We start from the raw sequence: 21,988 nt of genomic DNA on the forward strand, positions 1-21,988 counted from the left end.
CGCCGCGCCCGATGGGTTAGCGGATAATAATGCAGCCGGTAATGCAGATTGCGTTGACGGTTTTCATGGCGCGCATGTTTGACCGCGAACGCGATGGAAAGCAAGCGGTTTCGACGCTAGCGGCGGTAGATGGCGACCCGCTGGTCGATCGCTCCGACGACAGAGGCGCCAGCGGCGTCGAGGACTGCGATGCTGACGCGATCGCCATCCTTGAGGAACGGCGTGCGGGCCTTGCCGTATTTGAGTTTCTCAACCGCCCGCGCTTCGGCGATGCAGGAAAAACCGATGCCATCGCGCTTGATGGGCGGGGCCTCCTCATGCCGGTTGGTGACCGTGCCCGAGCCGATGATGGTCCCGGCGATGAGCCGACGCGTACCGGCGGCAGCTGCGATGAGGTCGGCGAAATCGAAATGCATATCGATACCGGCGTCGGGCTGGCCGAAGAGCGCGTCGTTGACGGTGATGCGCAGCTTGAGGTGGAGCTTGTTGTCCCGCCAGGCCGAGCCGAATTCATCGGGCGTGGCGACAACGGGACCGAAAGAAGTCGAAGGCTTGGAATGGAAGAAGCCGAAACCATTCTGGAGGTCGTCTGCAACCAGGCGGCGCAGCGACACGTCGTTGCAGACGGTGATGAGGCGGACGGAGGCGGCAGCTTCCGAGCGGGTCGGCAGCATGGGGACCGGGCCGGTGATGACGGCGATCTCGGCCTCGAAGTCGACGGCGAGGCCATCGTCCGAAACGAGGATCGGCTCGTTCGCGCCCGAGAGCGAATCGGAGCCGCCCTGGTAGAGCAGCGGGCGGGCCGATTGCAGTTCGGCATCCTTGCTGCCGGCGAGGGTGCGGACCCGTTCGAGGTGGCTGAGGTAGCCCGAACCGTCGATCCAGGAATAGGCGCGCGGCAGCGGGGCCAGCGCCTCACCGGGGTCGAAGGACTGGGAGGCGATGCCTCCGGCATTGAGGGCCTGGCTGATTTCGGCGAGCGCAGGAGCGCTGGTTTCCCAGGTGTCGAGCGCGGCCTGTAGGTTGGGAGCAACCTTGCCGGCCGAGACGAAGCGCTTCAGATCGCGCGAAACCACGGCGAGTTGTCCGTCAGGGCGGCCGTTGCGGAGGGTAGCAAGCTTCATTACGGGGACTTCTCGGCGCTTTGACGTGACAGGGGCGGCGCTGTTGGGCTAACCACGAGAAGCATAGTGCGGTGCTTATCTCACGGTTTCCTTAAACGGGGTCGCGGATTCGGCACAATCGAGCGCTAGCCGTCGCAAGGAGATAGGCACCCGGGCATGCAGGTTTCAATGAAAAACGCTATCCGCTTCCTCGCCCTGTTCGTGGCGATGGCCGGGGGCGCGCTCCTCGACGTCACCGATGCCTATGCGCAGGCCAATGCCTGCATGCAGTTGCAGCGACAGCTCAACCAGCTTGAGCGCAACAGCGCCTTCCGGCAGGGGCAGAGCAATTCCGACCAGGCGCGGATGGTGGCGTCGCAGTTGCAGGACGCCGAAAGCGCCTATGTGCGCACGGGCTGCAACGCGGCCGCCAAGGCCGGTCAGCAGTTGAACCGGGAATGCCAGCAGCTCGCCCGCCAGATCATCAAGGGTCGCCAATTGCGCGACAATCTTGGCGAGTCGGTGCAGACGGCCAATGCCGTTGCCCAGCAGCGCGAGGCGGTGCTCCAGGAGATGATGCGTTTCGGCTGCAATTCCGGTTCGCAGGCGACCGTCACCCAGCAGAACACCGCCAATCGCGGCGGCCTCTTCGATCGCCTCTTCGGCGGCTACACCAACCAGCAGGGCCAGTTCACCGAAGGCGACATCATCGGGGACGAATATACCGGCGCGGGCTACGGCACGCTGCGCACGGTCTGCGTGCGCAAGAGCGACGGCTATTTCTGGCCGATCAGCTATTCCACGCTGCCAGACTATCTCGGCCAGGACGCCTATCAGTGCCAGGAAACGTGCCCAGGCACGCCGGTCGACCTCTTCTACTACAAGAACCCCGGGCAGGAGCCCGAGCAGATGGTCAATCTCGACGGCTCGGCCTATTCCTCGATGTCCTATGCCTTTGCCTACCGCAAGACGGTGGACTTGACGGCGAGCTGCAAGCCCTCTGCTCCGCAGGGTTCGATCGCGACGATCGGCGGCGGAGGGGGAGGCGAGGAGGGCCGATCCATGGTCGAGTTTGCCGACGTGGATTTCCCGCTGCCGCTGCGCGACCCGCGCGGCTATTCGCGCTCGGCTGCCAACAACATCCAGGTGGCGCAGGCGACGCTGATCGATGTTCCCCTGCCCCGCCGTCGCCCGGGCTCGGTTGCGCCGACCGTCACCGCGCAGCCGTCGGAAGCCGGCGACCGCGTCATTCAGTTCGGGAACAAGAGCGTCAGGATAGTCGGTCCTGACACGCCTTACGCCCAAGTAAAGGCAGCAGGGCCTTGAGCTCCGGGCCGTCGTGACGGCCCGTCAGAGCCATGCGCAGCGGCAGGAAGAGCGCCTTGCCCTTCCGCCCGGTCTTTTCCTTGAGGGCGTTGGTCCAGAGGATCCAGGTGGCTTCGTCCCAGGGCTCGGCCGGGAGCATGTCGCGAGCCAGGTCGATGAACTCGCGATCCTCGGGCAGGATCACAGGCTCGACGGGGCCAGTGACGAGCTTGGCCCATTCCACGATGTCATCGAACCGGTTGAGGTTCTGCCGGTTGGCCAGCCATAGCGGCTCGCTGGCGAGGCCTAGGTGCTCCAGCCGCGGGCGCGCCGCCTCATAGGGCATGGCGTGGAGGATGCGGGCGTTGAGCGTGTCGAGTTCGGCCGGATCGAAGCGGGCCGGCCCGTGCGAGATCATGCGCAGCTCGAGCTTCTCGGCGATGGCATCGAGGCTCTCCGACGGCTCGATCGGCAGCGACGTGCCAGTGAGTGAGGCCATGATGGCGACCGCCAGGGACTCGTAGCCGCTCTCGCGCAGGTCGGACAACGAGAGCGAGCCAAGGCGCTTGGAAAAGCCCTGCCCTTCGGCATCGGTCAGCAGGTTGTGGTGCGCGAAGAACGGCACCTTGCCGCCCAGCGCCTCGAAGATTTCGATCTGCGTGCCGGTGTTCGAGACGTGGTCTTCGCCGCGGATCACGTGGGTGATGCCCAGGTCGATATCGTCGACGACGGAAGGAAGGGTGTAGAGGAAGGAGCCATCCTCGCGCACGAGGACCGGGTCGGACATCGAGGCGGTGTTGACGGTCTGCTCGCCCTTGATGAGGTCGGTGAACTGCACCGGCTTGCCATCGAGTTTGAAGCGCCAGTGCGGCTTGCGGCCCTCCGCTTCGAGCTTGCGGCGATCGTCGTCGGTAAGCTTGAGCGCGGCACGATCGTAGATCGGCGGATTGCCCATGGCGCGGGCACGCTTGCGGCGGCGGTCGAGTTCGTCTTCCGTTTCGTATGCCGGATATAGCCGGCCGGATTCGATGAGCTTGAGCTTGGCGGCTTCGTAAAGCGCGGTGCGATCGGACTGACGCACGAGGGCATCGGGCTTGATGCCGAGCCACGCAAGATCGGTCTCGATGCCGTCGGCGAATTCGCGGGTCGAACGCGCCGTGTCGGTATCGTCCATCCGCAGGATATAGGTGCCCGAATGCGAGCGGGCGAAGAACCAGTTGAGCAAGGCCGGGCGGGCATTGCCAAGGTGAAGCCGGCCCGTGGGGGACGGCGCATAGCGGACGGTCGTCAATTAGTGTTCCCGCTATCGTCGCGATAGCCGTTGGTGATGGGGTATTTGCGGCCGAGGCCGAGCGCCTTGGCGGTGAGCTTGACGCCCGGCGCCGATTGCCGCCGCTTGTATTCGGCGATGTAGAGCAGCTTTTCGATGCGCTTGACGGTGGCGAGGTCGAAGCCGCGCGCCACCAGTTCCTTGACCGACAACTCCTCCTCGACGAACCCTTCGAGGATCGCATCGAGCACGGGGTAAGGCGGCAGGCTGTCCTGGTCGGTCTGGTTGGGGCGCAACTCGGCGCTGGGCGCCTTGTCGATGATAGCCTGCGGAATGATCTCGCCGGCCTTGCCCAGCACATCGCCCGGCAGGTGCTGGTTACGCCAGTGCGCCAGCCGGTAGACCTGCATCTTGAGCATGTCCTTGAGCGGATTGAAGCCGCCGTTCATGTCGCCGTAGATCGTGGCGTAGCCGACCGACATCTCCGACTTGTTGCCGGTGGTGAGGAGCATCGAGCCGAACTTGTTGGAGACGGCCATGAGCATGAGGCCGCGCATGCGCGACTGGATATTCTCTTCGGTCAGGTCCTGCGGCTGGTTGCCGAAGACCGGCGCGAGTTCGGTAAGGGCATCATCGACCGGAGCGCCGATCGAGACGATGTCATAGCGTACGCCCAGGCGCTCGGCGCAGTCCTTGGCGTCGCGCAGGCTTTCTTCCGACGTGTAGCGGTAAGGCAGCATCAGGCAATGGACGTTTTCGGAGCCGAAGGCATCCACTGCCATGGCGGCAACCACGGCGCTGTCGATGCCGCCGGAAAGACCGAGCACCACCTGCTTGAAACCGTTCTTGTGGACATAGTCGCGCAGGCCCAGGATGCAGGCGCGCCAGGGAGCTTCGTCCGATGAGACAAGCGGTACGACCTCGCCCTGCTCGCAGCGCCAGCCGTTATCGGTGTGCGTCCAGTCGCTGACGATGAAATCGGTCTCGAATGACTTGCCCTGCAGCGCCAGCCGGCCGCCGGGCTCGATGGCGAAGGAAGCGCCGTCATAGACCAGCTCGTCCTGCCCGCCGACCTGGTTGAGGTAGAGCATGGGGACGTTGTCTTCGTTGACGCGGGCCAGCACCAGTTCCTTGCGCGTGTCCTGCTTGTTGCGCCAATAGGGCGAGCCGTTGGGGCAGAGCAGCAGCCGGGCGCCGTTGTCGACCAGGTGCTCGCAGACTTCGGCGTGCCAGATGTCTTCGCAGATCGGAATGCCGATGGAGACGCCCTTGATGGTCACCGGTTCGGCGAGATCGCCAGGCACGAAATAGCGGCGCTCGTAGAAGACGTCGTCATTTGGCAGCTCACGCTTGAAGCGGCGGGCGGTGACGCGGCCGTTCTCGCCGAGGACGATGGCGTTGCGCAGGCCCTCCTCGTCACGCCAGACGGTGGGCAGGATGAGGCTGACGGAGGTGTTGGCGGTAGCGGCGATGAGCTCGCGCGCCGCGGCGATCGCGTCGTCCACGAACTGGCGCTTGAAGAACAGATCCTCCGGGAAATAGCCGGTGAGGAAGAGTTCGGGGAACATCAGGATATCGGCCCTGGCCTCGACGGCATCGGCCAGTGCCTGGCGGCCGAGGGCAAGATTGCCCTTGAGGTCGCCGACCTTGGGATTGAGCTGAGCAAGGGCGATGCGAAGACGATCGGTCACGGAAAGCGGCCCGGTTTCAAAGACGGCAAAGACTTATCCGCTCACCCCGGCAAGGGCAAGCGGATGGAGGAATTGGCTGCGGTGCAGTGGGCGCGCAGGTCAGAACTTGTAGGTCATTTCCGCCAGGAGGCCGTAGCGGAAGGCCGAGACCCATGACTTGCCGATGAAACCCTGATGCCCGGCCGTGGAGACGGCATCGTAGGTGTAATCGAGATTGCCGCCGACATACCAGGCGCGGCCACCGGCCCGGATCGCCATGTTCTCGACCGGCTTGAAGCCGACCATGAGTTCGCCCATGGCGCCATAGCCGAAGCCGGAAATGTTGGTCGAGGAGGCCTGGTAATAGTTGATGCCGCCGTAGTTGAACGGGGCGATCGAACCGGTGCCCAGCGTGCCCGACATCCAGGCATAGGGGATGGCGGCGACTTCGGCGGTGACGTCGAACATGCCGAAATCCATGCGGCCGGCGAGGCCGAGGCGCAGGGCGTTGATGTCGAGGTTGTTCACGGCGCTGTTGAAGGCGTTGGGGTTGCCGGCGCCATCGAGACTCACGACGAAAGGACCGCGGCCCATCTCGGGGGAGTCATTCCAGTACTGGTAGCCGACGAAGCCGTAGATGCCGTTGCCGGCCGGGGCCCAGCCGAAGGGCGACCAGCCGAAATCCGCACCGGCATAGGCGACACGGCCAGACTCGATCGGCCCGCCGGCAGCGCCGCCGATCTGGTAGTCGCCATTGATGACGGCGGAATAGCCGGCGAGGCCCTTCACGTAGCTCTGGGTGGAATAGTCATCGATGCGCAGGTGAGCTTCGACGATGCTCGCGCGGTCGTTGGAATTGAGCTCGCCGTTGCCGAAATCGGCCTTTTGCTGGCCCCACGAATACCAGTAGCGCAGGCCGGCCTCGAAGCCGAGCGGCTGGTAGTTGTCATAATCCTCCGGGTAACCCATGCGGAAGCCATCGGGATAGTCTGCGGCCATTGCTGGAGCGGCTGCGAGAAGCGCCAGGGCAGACAAGGTCAGGGCTGGGACCAAACGATACATGGTGTCCTCCGGCTCGCCGCCCCCATGGCAGGCTCCCGTCGTCCTATTCATCGCTCATTAGGGTTAATGTTGTCCTAAATGCCCTGCCCTGCTGGCGCGGCGGGCCGACGAGCACTTGCGAAACGCGAGCGGCTTAAGAGTTTCGGTAACTATTGTTTTCAATCTTAGCGAATGGAGCGTTCGGCGTTGCAACCATATGGCTGAGTCGCGGGTTGGGCGTCTGAAAGTGATTTGAAATGCCGACAGCTACTCAAAAATCCGCCGAACGCGTCCTGATCGTCGAAGACGAAATCCTGGTCGCGATCGATATCGAAAGTGTCCTTGGCGAGATGGGCCTGGCGCCCGTCGGCATCGCTGCGGACAAGACCAGCGCCCTGCGGCTCGCCGAACGCGCGGACGTGGCGCTCGTCGATATCAACCTGCGCGATGGTCCGACCGGCCCGCAGATCGGGCGCGACCTGGCGGAGCGGGGCATTACGGTGCTGTTCATGACAGCCAATCCCGAGCAGCTCGGGAACGGCGTGCCGGGTACGCTGGGCGTATTGACCAAGCCGGTGGCCGACGCCGAATTGCGGCAGGCGATCCGCTTTGCGGTGTCGCGCCGCGAAAAGGAGCGGCACGCCCCTCCCCGCAGCCTTCAGCTTTTCGACAGCGCGGCCTAGACGCCCGCAACCTTGGCCGGGCGAGCCGGCTGGGCGTGCACTTCCTCGGCGACGAGGAAGGCCAGTTCCAGCGCCTGGCTGGCATTGAGGCGCGGGTCGCAATAGGTGTGGTAGCGATCCTTGAGATTGGCCTCGGTCACGGCCGAAACGCCGCCGGTGCATTCGGTGACGTCGTCGCCGGTCATCTCGATATGGACGCCGCCGGCATAGGTCCCCATCTGGCGGTGCACCTCGAAGAAGCCCTTGACCTCATCGAGAACCTTTTCGAACTGGCGCGTCTTGTAGCCGGTCGAGGCCTTGACGGTGTTGCCGTGCATCGGATCGGAGCACCAGACTACGGTGCGGCCGGCCTTCTGGACGGTCTCGATCAGGCGCGGCAGGTGATCGCGCACCTTGTCGGCGCCGAAGCGGCCGATCAGGGTGATGCGGCCGGCTTCATCGCTGGGGTTCAGCTTGTCGAGAAGGCGCAGCAGGTCGTCGCTGGAGAGCGTCGGGCCGCACTTGATGCCGATCGGGTTCTTGATGCCGGCGAAGTATTCGACATGAGCCTGGTCGGGCTGGCGGGTGCGGTCGCCGATCCAGAGCATGTGGCCGGAGGTGGCGTACCAGTCGTTGGTGATGGAATCCCGGCGGGTCAGCGCCTGCTCGTAGCCGAGCAGCAGCGCCTCGTGGCTGGTATAGAACTTGGTCTCGCGCAAAGCCGGTGTGTTCTCGGGGTTGAGGCCGAGAGCCGCCATGAAGTGGATGGCGTCATCGATCTTCTTGGCCACTTCCTCGTAGCGCGGGAACCAGTTGGAACCCTTCATGAAGCCGACGGTCCATTCGTGGACGCGGGTGAGGTCGGCGTAGCCGCCCGAGGCGAAGGCGCGCAGCAGGTTGAGCGTGGCGGCCGACTGGCGATAAGCCATCAGCAGGCGCTGCGGATCGGGGCGGCGCGCATCTTCGGAGAAGCCGATGTCGTGGATGATGTCGCCGCGATAGCTCGGCAGCGTGACGCCTTCGACGGTTTCGGTATCGGACGAGCGGGGCTTGGCAAACTGGCCGGCGATGCGACCGACCTTGACCACGGGCTTGCTGCCACCGTGGGTCAGAACCACCGCCATCTGCAGGAACACGCGGAAAAAGTCGCGGATGTGGTCGGCGCCGTGCTCGGCAAAGCTTTCGGCGCAGTCGCCACCCTGCAACAGGAACGCCCTGCCGCGGGCGACTTCGGCCAGAGAGGTCTTGAGCTCGCGCGCCTCGCCGGCAAACACCAGCGGCGGGAAAGAGGCGAGCTGACGCTCCGCATCCTCGAGTGCCGCCGGGTCCGGATAGGCCGGGACCTGCGAGATGGGTTTGTCGCGCCAGCTTGCGGGGGTCCAGGTGCTCATGTGCTGCTACTCGCCTTGTCTGCCCGTCATGCGGGCTGGAGGCGGTTTACAGCGCTCGGGCGGCGGTGCCAAGCAGCAATTGGTAGGGACGTTATTGCTTGACGCCACCCTTGTAGCTGTAGCTCGGCGCCTTGAAGGTCACCAGTTCCTCGGCCGCCGTGGGGTGCACGGCAATGGCGCGGTCGAAATCGGCCTTGGTCGCGCCCATGGCCATGGGGATGGCGACGAGCTGGATCATCTCGGCGGCGCTCGGCCCCACGATATGGACACCCAGCACCTTGCCGCCATTGGCGGCAGTGATGAGCTTCATCATCACGCGGTCGCTGCGGGTGGAGAGCGTGTTCATCATCGGCCGGAAACGGGTGAGGTAGACCTCGAGGTCGGGGTGCCCGGTCAGAGCCTCCTCCTCGGTGAGGCCGATGACGCCGACTTCCGGCTCGGCGAAGACGGCGGTCGGCAGCAGCGAGAGGTCGACGGCGGTCGGCTTGCCGCCGAACAGGGTCTCGGCAAAAGCCTGCCCTTCGCGGATGGCGACGGGCGTCAGTGCGGCGCGGCCGGTGACGTCGCCGACGGCGTAGATGTTGTCGACCGAGGTCTTCGAATAGGCGTCGACCTCGATATAGTTGTCGGGCGTGAGCTTGACCCCGGCCTTGTCCAGTCCAAGGCCATGGATGTTGGCGCGGCGGCCGGTGGCGAACATGACGGCGCCGTAGGGCGCGGTGGTGCCGTCGCTGAACTCGACCGTGATGTCTTCGTCGTGGCGCTTGAGCGAACGGATGGTGGTTTCGTAGATCAGCTTGATGCCGCGCGCTTCAAGACCTGCTTCAAGCCCGGTGCGCACGTCGGCGTCGAAGCCGCGCAGGATCTGGTTGCCGCGATAGTTGATGGTAGTCTGGACACCTAGGCCCGCGAAGATCGTGGCAAACTCCACGGCGATGTAGCCGCCGCCCTCGATGAGGATGGAGTGCGGTAGCCGCTTGAGGTGGAAGGCCTCGTTGGAGGTGATGCCGTGTTCCCTGCCCGGGATATCGGGCACGTAAGGGTGGCCGCCCGTGGCGACGAGGACGAAGCGGGTCTTGATCTCGGTGCCGGAGTTGACGAGGCGGATGGTATTGGCATCCACCAGCTCGCCGCGATCGCGGATGATCTCTACGCCCGGCTTTTCAAGGCCGGCGACATAGGCGGCTTCGAGGCGCGCGATTTCCTTGTCCTTGTTGGCGACGAGCGTGGGCCAATCGAATTTGGCATCGACCTGCCAGCCGAAGCTTTCGGCGATCGAGAACATGTCGGTGAAGCGGCTGGCATAGACGAAGAGCTTCTTGGGCACGCAGCCGCGAATGACGCAGGTGCCGCCGACCCGGTATTCCTCGATGATCGCCACCTTGGCACCAAGGTTTGCCGCCACCCGAGCGGCGCGCACGCCACCGGAGCCTGCACCAATCACGACGAGATCATAGGTCTGGCTCAAGGGACGACTCCTGCTGGGTAAACGATGCTGCCCTTACATAAGAAAAGGCCTCGCGCAAAGCGAGGCCTTCCTAAGTCGTGGATGGCTGGGTTGCAGCCGGATCAGAGATTGATGCCCTGGGCCTTCAGGTCGGCGCGGACCTTCGACATGAATTCGATCTGCAGGTTGTTCTGGAACACCTGCATGACGCGCTGCAGGTCCTGGTTGGCCTCGCTGTTCACCTGGGCGAGCTTGGAGCCAGCCGGCGACTCGTAGAAGGCAACGATCTGCTGGAGTTCTTCCATCGACAGACGCAGCGCGTAGACGCGCGCGAACTGGTCGAGGAGCTCGCCCTTCTTGGCCTTGTATTCGTCGAGCGTCTTGGTGATGGCAGCGTCGAGCTGCTTGGAGACTTCCGGGTTCTGGGTGATGAGCTGCTGCATGGTGGCCACGCCGGCCTGGAGCAGCGCAATCTCGTAGACCGAGGACTTGTCGGTAAGGTCGACATACTTGCGGGCGAGCGCAATGTGCTCGGGCGCAAGTTCCTGCGCAATGGCCGGCAAGGAGGCGAAGGAGACGGAGGCCAGCGACAGCGCGGCCACGACGACGAGCGCGGCGCGCTTGCGGAAACTGGTCATTGCTTTGGTACCCATATTGAGTTGTCCACCCGTTTGGTTGCGCCGTTCAGGCGTCGTAAGTCTTGATGCCGTCGGCACCGGCCACGTAAGCACGCTGGCACAGGCCCAGAAACAGACCGTGCTGTACCACTCCTGGAACTTCAAGCAAGGCATCCGAGAGCGCTTTTGGCTGTGAAATACGGCCAAATAAAGCATCGAAGATATAGTGCCCGCCGTCGGTGACGAAGGTCTCGCCGGCCTTGGTCTTGCGCAGGGCGAGACCACCGTCGGCATCGAACTGTTTCAGGATCCGCTCGAGCTCGATCTGCGTGGCGCCCAGGCCGAAGGCGTTGACTTCGATGGGGAGCGGGAAGCGGCCGAGGGTCTCGACCATCTTGGAAGCGTCGGCGATGACGACCATGCGGTCGGAAGCCGCCGCGACGATCTTTTCGCGCAGGAGCGCGCCGCCGCCGCCCTTGATGAGGGCGAGGCCGGGGCCGATCTCGTCGGCGCCGTCGACCGTCATATCGAGATGCGGCAGGGTTTCGAGATCGGTGAGGGGAATATTGAGGCTGCGCGCCTGGGCGGCAGTGACTTCGGATGTCGGGACGCAAAGGACTTCAAAGCCCTCGGCAACCCTGGCGCCGAGGAGATCGACGAAGTGTTTGGCCGTCGAGCCGGTGCCGAGACCGAGCTTCATTCCGGGGCGCACTTCGAGCAACGCCATGGCGGCGGCTTCGCGCTTGAGATCTTCGTTCACCGGCTTCCCCAAATAACGACGTCCAACAAGGCCCCTAGAGGGCGGCGGGGGGCCTTGTCAACCGGGGCCTCAAGCATAGGTGAACGGGCGCTGTAACTTCCTAGCAACACACTGGTTTGTACCTTACCGCGATGTGGCCGAATCATGGCATGCAACTTTGCGACTTCATCAAAACCGGGTAAGCACCGGAATCACTGGCCCAAAGCGGGTGGACGCGCGGGCTTTACTGTCAGAGGCACAGTCGGACAAATGAATTTCTTCAAGCCCGCGATAGCAGTTGCGCTGTCGGCTTTGCTTACTATTTCGCTTGCCGCCCCCGCATCGGCCGCACGCGTCTATAATCCCGATACCAATAGCTGGGAGGAAGCATCCGTCGTTGCTTCCAAAAGCAAACGTGGCTCGCCGATCAAGCGCGAGGTCGTTTCTTACGCCGGCAAGTTCGCTCCGGGCACGATCGTTGTTGAGACGAGCGAGCGCCGTCTCTACTTCGTCTTGGACGATGGCAAGGCGGTGAAGTACGGCATCGGCGTGGGCCGTGACGGCTTCCGCTGGTCGGGCACCCACCGCATCACCCGCAAGGCGGAATGGCCCGGCTGGACGCCGCCGCCGGCCATGCGCAAGCGCGTTCCGGACCTGCCGGCTTATATGCCCGGCGGCCCGAACAACCCGCTTGGCGCCCGTGCGCTCTATATCGGCTCGACCCTTTATCGCCTGCATGGCACGTCCGAGCCCTGGACCATCGGCCAGGCCGTCTCGTCGGGCTGCATCCGCCTGACCAATGAGGACGTGACCGATCTCTACGAGCGCGCCAAGGTCGGCGCCACGGTCGTCGTCCACCAGTAAGGGTTCGGACAACACTGGAATTTGCAGGGCTGACCCAAGGGTCGGCCCTTTCTGTTTGGCGCATGCCGCTGTAAACCTTGGGCCATGACGGTTCTCTTCCAATCGGCGGATATCGACGGCGCGGCGACGCGGCCGCTGGTCGACCGCTTCGGACGCACGATCAGCTACCTGCGCGTATCGGTTACCGACCGGTGCGACTTCCGCTGCGTCTATTGCATGTCCGAGCACATGACGTTCCTGCCCAAGAAGGACGTGCTCAGCTTCGAGGAGATCGACGCGATCGTGCGGGCGTTCGTCGCGCGCGGCGTGCGCAAGGTGCGACTGACCGGTGGCGAGCCGCTGGTGCGGCGCGACATCATGGAACTGGTCCGCAAGCTGGGCGGATATCTCGGCAAGGGGCTGGAGGAGCTGACGCTTACCACCAATGGCAGCCAGCTGGCGCGCTATGCGGAGGGGCTGGCGGCAGCGGGCGTGCGGCGGCTCAATGTGTCGCTCGATACGCTCGACCCGGCGCGGTTCGCCGAGATCACGCGGCGGGGACGGATCGAGGACGTGCTGGTGGGGCTCGAGGCGGCGCAGCAGGCGGGGCTGGCGATCAAGATCAACATGGTGGCGATGCGCGGCGTCAATGACGACGAGATCGAGCCGATGCTGCATTGGGCGCATGGGCGCGGCTACGGGCTGACGCTGATCGAAGGTATGCCGCTGGGCGAAGTCGGCGTCGACCGGGTGGACCAGTACCTGCCGCTCAAGGAACTGCGCGACCGGCTGGCGGCACGCTATACGCTGACCCGGCTCAACCAGACGACCGGGGGCCCTGCCCGCTATGTGCGGGTGGAGGAGACCGGCGGGGTGCTCGGCTTCATCACGCCGATGAGCCACAATTTCTGCGAGAGCTGCAACCGGGTGAGGCTGACGGCGACCGGGCAGCTCTATATGTGCCTGGGGCAGGAAGACATGGTCGACCTGCGGGTGGCGCTGCGTGAAGGCGGCGTCGGGGCGCTCGATGGGGCGCTGGACCGGGCCATGCTGCTCAAGCCCAAGGGGCACGACTTCGTGCTCGACCGAAGCCACGCGGAGCCGGCGCTGACCCGGCATATGAGCGTTACCGGCGGGTGAGAGGCGCGTGAAACATTGTTTCACGGGGTTTCGGCGGTTTTTTGCGAAGTTTTGGAGGAGTCAGCGTCGTTACGGCGTTGATTTTTATTGGTGTTTCGAAACGACGCGACGGCAAATCGTTAAATTTTGACTCAATTTCGGGGGAATTTTGACGATGTTTGCGGGGTTTTGCGGCGGTTTGGAGTGAAATCGGGGGGATGTTTTGAGGGCGGCGACTCTCGGGACGATGGCTGGGTTATGAGTGGGCGGCGGTAGTTTAGCCCGGCGGGCCCGGGGGGTGGATAAGTTTTTGGGGTGGCCAGAAGGTGGGAAATTCCTAGGGTTCGTACTCAATAAGTCCCGGCACCCCAGAGCGCTTATTTCCCCATCCGACAGATGCCAACGGAAGCGCTGTCCGTCTGCCGCGCCACAACCACTGAACTTCCCCGGCCGCAGAGCCGGGGCCCACGGATATCTCCACTCGGGTGGAGGGTGGCAATGGGCCCCGGATCAAGTCCGGGGAAGTTCGGTGGGTGGGGTGGCCATCGCAACCTCATCTACCGGTGCAACTGAGTACGGACCCTGGGCCATGGGCCGGAGATGGTGGCTGGGGCGAGGGCGTTGGAACCGCGGGGCTTGCTGGGCGGGCCATGGGCCCCTGTGTAATTGAGCTGTGTCATATTGGGTACGGGCGGGAGACCGTTGGGCCCCAGGTTTAAAGACCGAGAGCCGGCACGGGTCCCCGCCCGCTTTGACAAACACCTGAACAGTTGCGCGAGGCCGCTCGAGACGGACCTCGGATCACAGGGACAGGCCCATGACCCTATCACCGACCTGGATTGGAATCGACGTTTCGAAAGCCTGGCTGGATATCGCCTCTTCCGGCGGGGAGGGCGTGCAGCGGATCGCCAACACCATGGACGCCATCGCCGCATTCGCCGCCACGCTGGAGCGGGAGGCACTCTCGTGGTGCTGGAGGCGAGCGGGGTTTACGACAAGAGCTTGCGCGCCGGACTGGCGCTGGCCGGGATCGGCCATGTCCGGGTCAATCCGCAGCGGGCCCGTGACTTTGCGCGGGCCAGCGGCCGGCTCGCCAAGACCGATGCGCTCGATGCGGCCATGCTTGCCGAAATGGGCCGGGCCCTGCGCCTCGTGGCCGACCCGCTGCCCGAGGCCGGACGCGAGCGGCTCGGCCTGCTCAGCCGCCGCCGCGACCAGTTGGTGGCCATGCGCACCCAGGAAAAGCAGCGCCGGATCGAGATGACCGATCCCTTCATCGGCGCCGACCTGGACCGGCACATGGCCGGCCTCAACCAGGCCATCGCCGCCATCGAGGTCGAAATCCAGAACCAGATCGGCAGCGATGCCGCCCTGGCACAGGACCAGGCCCTGATCCGCTCGGTGCCCGGCATCGGCCCGGTCACCGCCTCTGTCCTGGCCGCCCTGATGCCCGAACTGGGCCGGCGCTCGGGCAAGCAGATCGCCACCCTGGCCGGGTTGGCCCCGCTCAACAACGATAGCGGCCTACGGCGCGGACAGCGCTCCATCCGCGGTGGCCGCCGCCGCGTCCGTCAGGCCCTTTACATGGCCGCCGTCGCATCCTTGCGAACACAATCGCCTCTCAACGCTTTCTACCACCGCCTGCGCCAGGCCGGAAAACCACCCAAGCCCGCCCTCGTCGCCCTCGCCAGAAAGCTCCTCGTCACCATCAACGCCATGATGAAAACCCGAACACGCTTCGCAACCTGAATTACAGTTGCCGGCTCTGCGGCTGGGGAAGATGGAGTTTGTGGCCGGGGAAGATGAGGATGGGGTGGTGGGGTGAGGTCGGATAGTGCCTCAGTTTCCTTGTCCCCTTGTGGGAGAAGGTGGCGCGGTAGCGCCGGATGAGGGGGCTCGGTGGTTGCCCCCCTCACCCGCCCTTCGGGCACCCTCTCCCACAAGGGGCGAGGGCGATGGGGCGGGATCTCGCGCTGAATAGAATTCCGCGCCACCCTCTCGATCTTCCCCGGCGGAGAGCCGGGGCCTACGGGTATCTCCACTCGGGTGGAGGGGGGCAATAGGCCCCGGATCAAGTCCGGGGAAGTGCGGTGGTGGGGATGGTGAGGGGGATGACGGGGACGGTGGTTGGCGTGGTGGTTGCCTGGTCCCTGCCCGGTAGTATCAGCCTGAGATCGCGGCCTTTGGCGGCGATGGCGTGTCGGCGAAAAGGGCGCTTACGGATTCGCCGGTGTTGATGCGGCGCATGCCTTCGGCCAGCGCGGGGGCGACCGACAGGACGGTGAGCTTGGGGTGGCGCTTTTCGGGGGCGATGGGGACGGTGTTGGTGCAGACGAGTTCGAGGATATCGGGCTCGGCGGCGATGCGGGCGACGGCGTCGCGGGCGAAGATGCCGTGGGTGGTGGCGATACGGACCGAGCGGGCGCCGTGGGCGCGCAGGTGCTGGAGCAGCTCGATGATCGAGCCGCCGCTGGCGATTTCGTCATCGAGGACGATGACGTCACGATTGCGGACTTCGCCGATGAGCGCGGTGATGCGAACCTGGGTGTCGCTGATGCGCTCCTTGGCGCCGGCGGCGACGGGGACACCGAGGCGCTTGGCGAAGGCGGCGGCGTTCTTGGCGTTGCCCAGATCAGGCGAAACGACGACGGCGCGGCTCAGGTCATAGCGCTGGAAATGCTCGGCGAGCTCGCGCAGGGCGTGCAACTGATCGACCGGGACGCTGAAGAAGCCGTGTACCTGGGGCGAGTGCAGCGTCATGGTGAGGACGCGGTTGGCGCCGGAGGTGACCAGGAGATCGGCGACCAGACGCCCGCCGATGGAAATGCGCGGGCTGTCCTTCTTGTCGGACCGGGCGTAGGAGAAGTGCGGGATGACCGCGGTGATGCGGGAAGCCGAGGCGCCGCGCGCGGCATCAAGCATCAGGAGCAGCTCGACGAGGTTTTCCTGCACCGGAGCGCTCAGCGTCTGGACGATGAACACGTCCTTCTCACGGCAATTGGCCTGAAGCTGGACTTCGAGGCAATCGTTGGAGAAGCGCTTGAGCCGCGTTTCCTGCAGCGGAACGCCGAGATAGTTGCATATCTCGGCAGCCAGCTCGGGGTGAGCACTGCCACTGAAAACCGTGATCTCGTTCATGGCTATCGCCTCCCCGCCTGTGGGCGGGCCTTATCGCGAGTCGAACGTCACAATCAAGCAGCGGCGGCGCGCGGTGCTATTCGTCGCTGACGATGGCGAATTCCAGAGGCAGCGCGGTGGTGTACTTTATCTGCTCCATGGCGAAGGACGAACTCACATCGGTGAGCGCGATCTTGCCAATGAGCTTCTTGTAGAAGGTGTCGTAGGCGCCGATGTCGGGCACGACGACGCGCAGGAGATAATCGACATCGCCGCTCATGCGGTAGAACTCGACGACCTCGGAAAAGTCCTCGACGACGGCGGCGAACTTGCGCAGCCAGGTCTCGTTATGCTCGTTCGTCTTGACGGCGACGAAGACGGTGACGCCGGCATTGACCTTGACAGGATCGAGCACAGCGACGCGGCGCTTGATGACGCCATCTTCTTCCATTTTCTGAATGCGGCGCCAGCAGGGCGTGGTGGACAGACCGACCTTGCGGCCGATCTCGGCCACCGGCATCGTCGCATCCTTCTGAAGGAGCGTCAGAATTTTACGATCGATCTTGTCAAGCGCCATTACAGCCCCCGAAATGAGTTTGCGAATTTTGGAGTGAAATCCAAGAATATTTGCACGTCACCTATCCCATGGCCTGCATCAAAGCAATAATCTTTCGCTTGTCAACTCCGCCACAGGGCTAGCAGCCACCCCCAAAGGTCGAACGTGCCTTCATCCTCTCCACGGGTCCGGCGCCATTGCTGGGGCACTTCGAACGAGCCCGCCCAGATGCCGCGTGCGTTCACCCGGGCCAGGGTCTCGCGGACCTTGTAGTCGCCGTAGGAGACGGCGAGGCCGGCTTCGACCATGTCCGCGCCGAGGTCGATGTCGCCCGCGCGGCATCGTCCTAGTATGCGTCCGTACTTGTCGCGCCCTTCGGATACACAGCTAATGGGCTTGTTGGCGACCAGGTCGACCAGATGCTCGCGCGCACTGCGGCCGCAACGCCATTGGACGCCCCCGGCGTCGGTGCAGGGCTGGTCCAGTTCAGGGGCGTCGATGCCCACGATCCGGATGCGCTGGCGATCGATGGTTATGGTGTCGCCGTCATTGACATAGGCGGCGCCGGAAATGGGCTCGCGGGTGTCGAGCATGGCGACGGCCACGGCGCCCGCGCCCAGGAGAAGGACGACGAGAAGGAACTGGGCGAGGCCGGCTCGGCGTGATTTCAATTTGCGACGAGCAGGCAATCTCTTCACCGACCATTAACTACGACGTGGCAAGGCTTTATCCCACAGTAGCGAAAGCGTTTCTTATTCGCATCAGTCAGTAACCGAGTAGAGTACATGCCGTTCGATCCGGCTACGAGTGAGACCGATGTCCGGTCCATGATGGGCCGGGGACCGCGCCGTACGGCCCAAAAAGCCGTATTCGAGGCACGGCAGCGGCTCACCTCGAGCTCGGGCACTCTCGCTTCCTACGATTACAAGCTGCTTGCAGATTATGCAGCGTCACGCGTTTCGGGCGCGCTGACGATGCCGGTGCTGCTGGTGATCCTGGCGCTGTTCTCCAGCCTCTGGGTGCCGCCGCTGGCGGCCGCGGCATGGGCGGGCGCGGTGATCGCGGCGCATTTCGCGGTGGTGTTCGTCTGCCGCCGCTTCATTGCCGCCGACAAGGAAAAGTTCGACGCACAGCGGACCACCGCCAGCTTCGTGGCGGCGGAAACCGGATATGGCATTGCCTGGGCGCTGGTGGCGCTGTTTACGCTGACCGGAGGCGGGCAGAACCTGGCGGTGGCGCTCTTCGCCATGGTGCTGGTGGGCGCGGCAACCAATGCAGTGGCTACGCGCACGCTGCCGGCGGCGACGCTGGTGAGCACGCTGCCCGCCGTGCTGACGGTGAGCATCAACCTCGTGGTGCTGGGCGGCACGCTCAACTATGCGCTGGCGGCCGTGGCGGTGGGCGGGGAGTTCTTCTTCGTCTATCTCGCGCGGCAATTGCACGGCTCGGAGCTGGAGACGGTGGCGCACCAGGCCGAGAAGGATGCGCTGATTACCGAGCTGGAAGAAGCGCGGCAGATGTCGGACGAAGCGCGGCGCCATGCCGAGCAGGCCAATATCGCCAAATCCCAGTTCCTCGCCACGATGAGCCACGAGCTGCGTACGCCGCTCAACGCGATCATCGGGTTTTCCGAAGTGCTCAAATCCGAACTGCTGGGGCCGCATGGGGTGCCGCAGTACAAGGAATATGCGGGCGACATCCATGCCAGCGGGCAGCACCTGCTCAACCTCATCAACGAGTTGCTGGACCTGTCGCGCATCGAGGCAGGCAAGTACGACCTCAACGAAGAGGCGGTGCAGCTCATCGATATCGCCGAGGATTGCCGGCGGATGGTCGAAATCCGCGCCAAGGCCAAGGGCATCGAGCTCAACTTCACCTATGACGACAACCTGCCCAAGCTCTGGGGCGACGAGCGCGCCATCCGGCAGGTGATGCTGAACCTGCTTTCCAACGCGGTGAAGTTCACGCCGCAATCGGGCAAGATCGCGCTCAATGTGGCGCGGTCGGCCGATGGCGGGCAGCTGATCTCGGTGCGCGACAACGGGCCGGGCATTCCGCAGGAAGAGATCGAGACGGTGCTCTCCTCGTTCGGCCAGGGCTCGCTGGCGCAGAAGACGGCGGAGCAAGGCGCGGGCCTGGGCCTGCCGATCGTGCAGCGGATCATGGAGCTGCACCAGGGGCGGTTCGACCTCTTCTCGAAGCTGCGCTTCGGGACCGAGGTGATCGCCACGTTCCCGCGGGCGCGAGTGATGGATGCGCTGGCCCCGGTGGTCGAGCGGCGGCCGCGGCTGCAGATTTACTCGGACGCGAGTTAAGGGCCGTAGGGGCCCTGCCCTAACTTTGATGTTGGGGCTCCCCCCTCCCAACCTCCCCCGCAAAGGGGGGAGGTGCTCGATCCAGTTACTGGCTCGAAAGAGGTTTACTGCGCTTTGCCGCTGACGGCGGCTTCGGTGAAGGTGGCCATGTTGTTGTGGAGGTGGAGGGCAGTCTTGACGAGGACGGCGCCCATGGCGGCGCCGCTGCCTTCACCCAGGCGAAGGCCGAGATCGAGGAGCGCCTTCTTGTCCATGGCCTTGAGAGCGCGGGCGTGGGCGCTTTCGGCGGAGACGTGGGCGAAGAGGCAGTGGTCGATGGCGGCGGGGTTGACCGCGTAGGCCACGGCGGCGGCAGCGGTGGCGACGAAGCCATCGATGATGACGGGGATGTGCTGGTGGCGGGCGGCGACGAGGGCGCCGAGCATGGCCGCGATCTCGCGGCCGCCGACACGGGCGAGGACTTCGAGCGGATCTTCGAGGTGGCCGGCGTGGAATGTCAGGGCGTTGTCGACGGCGGCGACCTTGCGGGAGAGGCCCATGTCGTCGATGCCGGTGCCGCGTCCAACCCAATCGGCGCCCTTGCCGCCGAAGAGGGCGGCGAAGACCGCGGCGGCGACGGTGGTGTTGCCGATGCCCATTTCACCCAGGCACAGGAGATCGGGTTTGCCGGCTATGGCCTCCATGCCGTAGGCGATGGTGGCGGCGCACATCTTGTCGTCCATGGCGGGGGCGCGGGTGATGTCGCCGGTGGGCAACTGAAGCGCCAGCTCGAAGACGCGCAGGTTGAGTTCGTGCAGCGCGCAGATCTGGGAAATGGCGGCGCCGCCATTGGTGAAGTTGGCGACCATCTGCGCGGTGACTTCGCGCGGGAAGGCGGAAACGCCCTGCTCGGTGACGCCGTGATTGCCTGCGAAGATGGCAACCATCGGATTTTCGAGCGTAGGTTCGCTCGTACCCTGCCAGCGGCCGAGGAATTCGACGAGTTCCTCGAGCTTGCCGAGGGAGCCGCGCGGCTTGGTCAGCGTGGCCTCGCGGGCGCGGATCGCTTCGACGGCGGCTTCGTCACCCTCCGGGACGATGGCCAGAAGGTCGACGATATCGGCGTAAGCGGCGGCGGACATGGGCGGCTCCAGTGAAGGACGGTTGAGACTCGCGGGCCTGCATTCATTGCCACTAATTTGCCGGGAAGTCGAAGCGATGAGATGATAAAGGCAAATCGAATCCCCCATAACCGAGGACAAATTGGACGTCGCACCGCCCACCGAAAGCGAACGCCCCATTCCGCGCCGCTCCAACGACAACGCGCCGCGCCCGCCCAAGCCGGTGCGGATGGCTGACGACCTCATCATGGCCCTGCGCTTCTTCTCGCGCCTGCCGGTGGGGGACAGGCCGCACGAAAAGCCCGATCTCAACCGGATCGCGCGCGTATTGCCGTTTGCGAGCCTCGTGATCGGGGTCGCGCCGGTGGCGGTGCTGATGCTGGGCGGCTGGCTGGCCATGCCGCCGCTTTTCGTAGCGGCGCTGGCGGTGGCCGTTGCCGTGGTGGCGACGGGGGCCATGGCCGAGGACGGGCTGGCCGACGCGGCGGACGGGCTTTTCGGGGGCGCGACGAAAGAGCGGCGGCTGGAGATCCTCAAGGACAGCCGGCACGGCACCTATGGGGTGACGGCGCTGGGGCTGCTGCTGATCGCGCGCGTGGCGGCGCTGGGTTCGATATTGGCCATTCATCCGCTCAAGGCGGGGGCGATCTGGCTGGCGACGATGATCCTGGCGCGGTCGGGAGCGCTGTGGCTGACGGTGGCGCTGCCCAATGCGCGGGCGGACGGGGTGTCGGCGGCGGCGGGACGCGTGGGGAAGACGGCGTTCGGGATCGGGGCGGCGTTCGCGCTGGTGCTCGGGTTCGTCTTCATGGCGCCGGCGGCGGGGCTGCTGGCGTTCCTGACGGCCATCGTCTTCACCATCGGGGTGGCGCTGGGCTGGACGCAGGTGTGCCGCAAGCTGCTGGGCGGGCAAACTGGCGACCTCATCGGAGCGCTGCAGGCGCTCCTCGAGGTCGCGGTGTTTGCGGCAGTGCTGATCTTCGTCTAGGCGGCCTTCTTGAGGACGGCGGCGCCGTTGTTGCGCAGGCGCTCAAGGTAGAGATCGACGAAGTTGGACGGCACGGCGGTGCGGACGCTTTCGCGCTCGCGCAGCGCCTGGCGCCACTGGTTGAGCTTGGGGAAAGCGTCGAGCAGGCCCGTGGGCGTCACGGATTCGATGGCGTCGATCTGGCGGAAGGCGGGGCCGAAGACGGCATCGACATTGCTGAACTTCTCGCCGGCGAAGAACGGACCGACGACGGTGTTTTCGAGGCGCGCGAACTTGGCGTAGAGCGCCTTCTCGGCGGCATCGAGATCGGCTTCGCTGCCGGCGACGGAGAGCTTCCAGATGTCGGCGAGGACTTGCGAGCCGAATTCCATCCAGGCGCGGTGCTGGGCGCGCTCGAGCGGATCGGCCGGGTGCAGCTTGGCGCCCGGCGCGGTCTCTTCGAGGTATTCGAGGATCACGGCGCTTTCGAAGATGACGCCTTCGCGGCCGTCATCCTGCTCCACCTTGAGCACGGGCACCTTGCCGAGCGGGGAGATGGCCAGGAACCAGTCGGGCTTGTTGGCTAGATCGATGTAGACGACGTCGAAGTCGACGTGCTTCTCCTTGAGCGCGATAATCGCGCGCTGGACATAGGGGCAGGTGGGGAAGCTGATGAGGGTAAGCTTGGCCATTTCGGGTTCCTTGAACGATCGACCCAATAGTTAC

The 21,988-nt window shown here is 64.8% G+C and carries 20 protein-coding genes; 7 read left to right on the forward strand and 13 right to left on the reverse strand.

Annotated elements, in window-relative coordinates; all coding sequences use genetic code 11:
* Window positions 1-116: 116 nt before the first annotated feature.
* Window positions 117-1,124, reverse strand: coding sequence for a fumarylacetoacetate hydrolase family protein (locus JNE37_RS01325; RefSeq protein WP_203065072.1), 1,008 nt, complete (start codon window positions 1,122-1,124; stop codon window positions 117-119).
* A 168-nt stretch (window positions 1,125-1,292) separates the two neighbouring features.
* Here JNE37_RS01325 and JNE37_RS01330 point away from each other — a divergent pair, with 168 nt between their 5' ends.
* Window positions 1,293-2,429, forward strand: coding sequence for a DUF2865 domain-containing protein (locus tag JNE37_RS01330; RefSeq protein WP_035089396.1), 1,137 nt, complete (start codon window positions 1,293-1,295; stop codon window positions 2,427-2,429).
* On the opposite strand, the gene gltX is transcribed toward JNE37_RS01330, so the two are convergent.
* The 3 genes from gltX to JNE37_RS01345 form a co-directional block, all read right to left on the reverse strand.
* Window positions 2,374-3,699 (reverse strand): glutamate--tRNA ligase, encoded by a 1,326-nt coding sequence (gltX, locus tag JNE37_RS01335; RefSeq protein WP_203065073.1) that lies wholly within the window; start codon window positions 3,697-3,699, stop codon window positions 2,374-2,376. The genes JNE37_RS01330 and gltX overlap by 56 nt on opposite strands.
* Window positions 3,696-5,369 carry an NAD+ synthase gene (locus JNE37_RS01340; protein WP_203065074.1) on the reverse strand — a complete coding sequence of 558 codons (1,674 nt, stop codon included), beginning with the start codon at window positions 5,367-5,369 and terminating at the stop codon, window positions 3,696-3,698. Before JNE37_RS01340 ends, gltX begins: the two co-directional genes overlap by 4 nt.
* 99 nt (window positions 5,370-5,468) lie before the next feature.
* Window positions 5,469-6,410 carry a hypothetical protein gene (locus JNE37_RS01345; RefSeq protein ID WP_152571811.1) on the reverse strand — a complete coding sequence of 314 codons (942 nt, stop codon included), beginning with the start codon at window positions 6,408-6,410 and terminating at the stop codon, window positions 5,469-5,471.
* A 236-nt stretch (window positions 6,411-6,646) separates the two neighbouring features.
* On the opposite strand from JNE37_RS01345, the gene JNE37_RS01350 reads away from it, so the two are divergent.
* Window positions 6,647-7,072: a response regulator gene (locus JNE37_RS01350; protein ID WP_035027853.1), complete on the forward strand. Its 426-nt coding sequence runs from the start codon at window positions 6,647-6,649 to the stop codon at window positions 7,070-7,072.
* Here JNE37_RS01350 and JNE37_RS01355 read toward each other — a convergent pair.
* The 4 genes from JNE37_RS01355 to rpiA all read right to left on the reverse strand — a co-directional run bounded on the left by JNE37_RS01355 (window position 7,069) and on the right by rpiA (window position 11,266).
* Window positions 7,069-8,442 (reverse strand): class II 3-deoxy-7-phosphoheptulonate synthase, encoded by a 1,374-nt coding sequence (locus tag JNE37_RS01355; RefSeq protein WP_035027856.1) that lies wholly within the window; start codon window positions 8,440-8,442, stop codon window positions 7,069-7,071. The genes JNE37_RS01350 and JNE37_RS01355 overlap by 4 nt on opposite strands.
* A 91-nt stretch (window positions 8,443-8,533) precedes the next feature.
* On the reverse strand, window positions 8,534-9,910 hold the full coding sequence (gene gorA, locus JNE37_RS01360) for a glutathione-disulfide reductase (protein WP_203065075.1): 1,377 nt from the start codon (window positions 9,908-9,910) through the stop codon (window positions 8,534-8,536).
* 101 nt (window positions 9,911-10,011) lie between these two features.
* On the reverse strand, window positions 10,012-10,542 hold the full coding sequence (locus JNE37_RS01365; RefSeq protein ID WP_035027862.1) for a DUF2059 domain-containing protein: 531 nt from the start codon (window positions 10,540-10,542) through the stop codon (window positions 10,012-10,014).
* Between the two features lie 31 nt (window positions 10,543-10,573).
* Entirely contained in the window at window positions 10,574-11,266 is a 693-nt protein-coding gene (gene rpiA / locus JNE37_RS01370; RefSeq protein ID WP_203065076.1) for a ribose-5-phosphate isomerase RpiA, read from the reverse strand.
* A 249-nt stretch (window positions 11,267-11,515) separates the two neighbouring features.
* Here rpiA and JNE37_RS01375 point away from each other — a divergent pair, with 249 nt between their 5' ends.
* From JNE37_RS01375 to JNE37_RS01385, 3 genes are all read left to right on the forward strand, one after another.
* The gene (locus tag JNE37_RS01375; RefSeq protein WP_035027866.1) at window positions 11,516-12,109 is read left to right on the forward strand and encodes a L,D-transpeptidase; all 594 of its coding nucleotides are present in this window, start codon (window positions 11,516-11,518) and stop codon (window positions 12,107-12,109) included.
* Between the two features lie 84 nt (window positions 12,110-12,193).
* Entirely contained in the window at window positions 12,194-13,228 is a 1,035-nt protein-coding gene (moaA, locus tag JNE37_RS01380; protein WP_203065077.1) for a GTP 3',8-cyclase MoaA, read from the forward strand.
* A 945-nt stretch (window positions 13,229-14,173) separates the two neighbouring features.
* Complete coding sequence (locus tag JNE37_RS01385) at window positions 14,174-14,956, forward strand: IS110 family RNA-guided transposase (protein WP_246513459.1); 783 nt, start codon at window positions 14,174-14,176, stop codon at window positions 14,954-14,956.
* Window positions 14,957-15,370: 414 nt separating this feature from the next.
* Here JNE37_RS01385 and JNE37_RS01390 read toward each other — a convergent pair whose 3' ends face one another.
* The 3 genes from JNE37_RS01390 to JNE37_RS01400 form a co-directional block, all read right to left on the reverse strand.
* Window positions 15,371-16,345 carry a ribose-phosphate diphosphokinase gene (locus tag JNE37_RS01390; protein ID WP_035027872.1) on the reverse strand — a complete coding sequence of 325 codons (975 nt, stop codon included), beginning with the start codon at window positions 16,343-16,345 and terminating at the stop codon, window positions 15,371-15,373.
* A gap of 76 nt (window positions 16,346-16,421) precedes the next feature.
* Window positions 16,422-16,901 (reverse strand): Lrp/AsnC family transcriptional regulator, encoded by a 480-nt coding sequence (locus JNE37_RS01395; RefSeq protein WP_035027875.1) that lies wholly within the window; start codon window positions 16,899-16,901, stop codon window positions 16,422-16,424.
* Window positions 16,902-17,002: 101 nt separating this feature from the next.
* A complete protein-coding gene (locus tag JNE37_RS01400) occupies window positions 17,003-17,551 on the reverse strand; it encodes a thermonuclease family protein (RefSeq protein ID WP_203065079.1) in 549 nt (182 codons plus the stop codon).
* Window positions 17,552-17,665: 114 nt separating this feature from the next.
* Here JNE37_RS01400 and JNE37_RS01405 point away from each other — a divergent pair, with 114 nt between their 5' ends.
* Entirely contained in the window at window positions 17,666-19,195 is a 1,530-nt protein-coding gene (locus JNE37_RS01405; RefSeq protein WP_081840333.1) for a sensor histidine kinase, read from the forward strand.
* Between the two features lie 104 nt (window positions 19,196-19,299).
* Here the strand turns inward: JNE37_RS01405 and cobT are convergent, their stop codons facing one another.
* Window positions 19,300-20,316 (reverse strand): nicotinate-nucleotide--dimethylbenzimidazole phosphoribosyltransferase, encoded by a 1,017-nt coding sequence (gene cobT, locus JNE37_RS01410; RefSeq protein ID WP_203065080.1) that lies wholly within the window; start codon window positions 20,314-20,316, stop codon window positions 19,300-19,302.
* Window positions 20,317-20,437: 121 nt separating this feature from the next.
* Here cobT and JNE37_RS01415 point away from each other — a divergent pair, with 121 nt between their 5' ends.
* Window positions 20,438-21,283, forward strand: a complete 846-nt coding sequence (locus JNE37_RS01415; RefSeq protein WP_203065081.1) for an adenosylcobinamide-GDP ribazoletransferase — start codon at window positions 20,438-20,440, stop codon at window positions 21,281-21,283.
* Here JNE37_RS01415 and JNE37_RS01420 read toward each other — a convergent pair.
* The gene (locus tag JNE37_RS01420) at window positions 21,280-21,954 is read right to left on the reverse strand and encodes a glutathione S-transferase family protein (RefSeq protein WP_203065082.1); all 675 of its coding nucleotides are present in this window, start codon (window positions 21,952-21,954) and stop codon (window positions 21,280-21,282) included. The genes JNE37_RS01415 and JNE37_RS01420 overlap by 4 nt on opposite strands.
* Between the last annotated feature and the right edge of the window lie 34 nt (window positions 21,955-21,988).

The sequence above is a fragment of the Paradevosia shaoguanensis genome (assembly GCF_016801025.1).
Lineage (GTDB): Bacteria > Pseudomonadota > Alphaproteobacteria > Rhizobiales > Devosiaceae > Paradevosia > Paradevosia shaoguanensis.